Origin of the sequence: Lapidilactobacillus achengensis, from assembly GCF_003946655.1 — a bacterium.
GTDB classification, from domain to species: Bacteria; Bacillota; Bacilli; order Lactobacillales; family Lactobacillaceae; genus Lapidilactobacillus; species Lapidilactobacillus achengensis.
Map to the genome: position 1 here is coordinate 1 of NZ_RHOV01000046.1, position 2,404 is coordinate 2,404.

At 45.6% G+C, this 2,404-nt stretch carries 4 protein-coding genes; 2 read left to right on the forward strand and 2 right to left on the reverse strand.

Translation table 11 applies throughout. The annotated features are described in order from the left end of the window. Positions 1-76: 76 nt before the first annotated feature. Entirely contained in the window at positions 77-274 is a 198-nt protein-coding gene (locus EKM94_RS12160; RefSeq protein WP_125602398.1) for a hypothetical protein, read from the reverse strand. Positions 275-406: 132 nt separating this feature from the next. Here EKM94_RS12160 and EKM94_RS12550 point away from each other — a divergent pair, with 132 nt between their 5' ends. Continuing rightward, on the forward strand, positions 407-580 hold the full coding sequence (locus EKM94_RS12550; RefSeq protein WP_164511243.1) for a hypothetical protein: 174 nt from the start codon (positions 407-409) through the stop codon (positions 578-580). Between the two features lie 35 nt (positions 581-615). Here EKM94_RS12550 and EKM94_RS12165 read toward each other — a convergent pair whose 3' ends face one another. Further along, entirely contained in the window at positions 616-1,878 is a 1,263-nt protein-coding gene (locus tag EKM94_RS12165) for a carboxylate--amine ligase (protein ID WP_125602401.1), read from the reverse strand. Between the two features lie 205 nt (positions 1,879-2,083). Here EKM94_RS12165 and EKM94_RS12170 point away from each other — a divergent pair. Further along, a partial coding sequence (locus EKM94_RS12170) for a UPF0236 family transposase-like protein (RefSeq protein ID WP_191987508.1) occupies positions 2,084-2,404 on the forward strand: 321 nt, incomplete at its 3' end.

Consider the following 2,404-nt stretch of genomic DNA (forward strand, 5'->3'; position numbering starts at 1 on the left):
GAGCAGGTAAAGGTGTTCAACCAATGCAAACTGTACCAACTAACTAATCCAAATCCGTTGGCATTGCCGTACCACCTCATAAGAGGGAATTGTTTTGACCTCTACCTTGCAAAACCACTTCGTTAAATCCTTCGCTTTGATTGCAGATAAGCTCAATTCTGTTCAGCAACCGGCTGGGACTGCGCGGCTCAGTGGTGAAATTGTCCTTGGCGGCTTTGCCGCTTAGGACAAGGCTCGATTTGAAGACAATTCCCGCTTTTGGAATTGGCTTCAAACGATGCCCACCACGTTCGAAACAGAGTGCGAATCGACCCGGTTAGCTCCTGAGCATTAGCCTAGCAATTGTTTTGGAAGCCGCACTTCGCTTCCGGAACAATTGCGTAGCTAAGCGCAGGGAGCTGGGTCGGTGAGCACGTTTCCAGTCCACATCAGCAGTCCCAGCCGGTTGCGCTCACGCGCAACACCCAACAAAACCTGCAATCAAACGCCTAACTCGGCGCAAATCAATACCCTCGCTGACAAAACAAATCGCGCCAGTTCCAATTTTAGTGAGACCAAAATTGAAACTGACGCGATTTGATTGTTTATTTTCCTAGATCAAATGTTGACCTGGATCTATTTCTTGAAGTCACGGCCCTTATTGACCTCAAAATAAGCGGCGAACCGCTTCACGTAGTTGTGATCCATGTACCACAAGAGCGTTCGACGTTTCAAACTCAGGTCAGGACGATAGAATAGTGTTGTCCCCCAGCGATCCTGGCGTAATAACTCCAGCGCCGCCTGTTTGATTTCGTTATCGACCGCATATTTCTTAAAGATCTTCGCGGGTACGCCGATCCACAATTTCTGTTGGGCTTTATTTTTGTTACCATACACGATTGGATCGTCATCCAGATCCTGGGTCACGTAATCGCGCACATAATACTGGGCCAAATTATAGCCATTCAAGGTCACGTAGAAGCTGCTCCGGCCCTGGCGCAGATTGATCTCGAAGAACTTGAATTGTTGATCGCGCGCGTCAAATTTCAAGTCGAAATTGGCAAAACCCACGTAGTTGATTTCTTCCAAGAAGCGTTGCACGATCTCGTACAGATCCTGATTATATTCCGGCATGATCGCCACATAATTACCGATCGCTTGCGGCGTTGGGTCCTCCAGCAGCGGATGCCCCAAACACATCATTTTGACATGATGATGTTGATCAACATAGGCGTTGAGCACGCGCATGTTGGAATCGTCTCCCGGAATGAAATCTTGCAAAATCAAGGCAGAGGTATAGCCATTATCATAGATTTTACCAACGATTTCCTGGAATTCACTGTCAGAATGGATCGTGAAGGCCTTCTTACGCCCTTCAAAATGAATATCCAACCATTCCACACTATTGGCCGGCTTTAGTGCTACCGGATAGGCAAACGGCTGCGCCACTGGACCCGCCTGATAATCTGCTTTGGTGATGATTTGCGTCTGCGGATGTGGAAGCCCATGTTCCTCCGCGATTTTGTAGAAACTTTCCTTGTTATTCAATTCTTTGAGCAGATCGTAGTCCACATAAGGGCAGACAAAAGTTTTGCTGAGCTCGTCCTTGTGCTTCGCGATCAATTCCGTGTAGCCATCACTACAGGAAACCAAAATAACCGGCTCCGGATGGTTCGCATATTCTTGGGCAATTTTGCGCATTTCCTGAATGAAAACCGGGTCCTCATTGAATCCCGGCCGCAGATCAAGGTCGATGATCTTGCTGTATCTCGTTGGCGCGAACTGAACGCCGGCAATTGCTTTCACCTTGCGCCCATAGAGTTCATTGAACGAGCGCGCCATCCCGTAAACGTTGATGTCACTTCCAAGTAGCAGTGGCGTGAATTCTGGCATTGTCATCAAATTACACTTCATTCCCTTAAAATTTGACCAAAAAAACTGTATCAATTGTATATTTTACTATAAACAGTCCTTAATGACAAAACTAGTTTTGATTTCGTTGGCGTAAAGTTTAAGTGGGTGGAATTGTTGAAGATAAAAAGGGAGCGATTCCCTTTATGCTAGAATAGTAATTGACAAAACAACTTTCTAGGAGGAATCGCTCTTGAAATCTATTCTACAACAAATCAACACAGAATTGTTAACTTCTTTTGGTTCTGAGGTCGCGAAGCTTTTTAATGGTCAAGAACTTTTCAATGCAGCGCTATGTGAGATGATCGGCTTAGCGCTAACATATCAGGATAAACAAATCAGTGAATCACCATTTCGAAAACAACATTTTCGGATTAAGGATAAACGCAGCCGTGTGTTGGATACAAGTGCTGGATCGGTCACTTACGAACGTCGCTATTATGAGGAGAAAACCACAAATGAATTGATTTTCTTACTGGATGAAACCGTTGGGATTGAGAAACGTAGTCGGCTG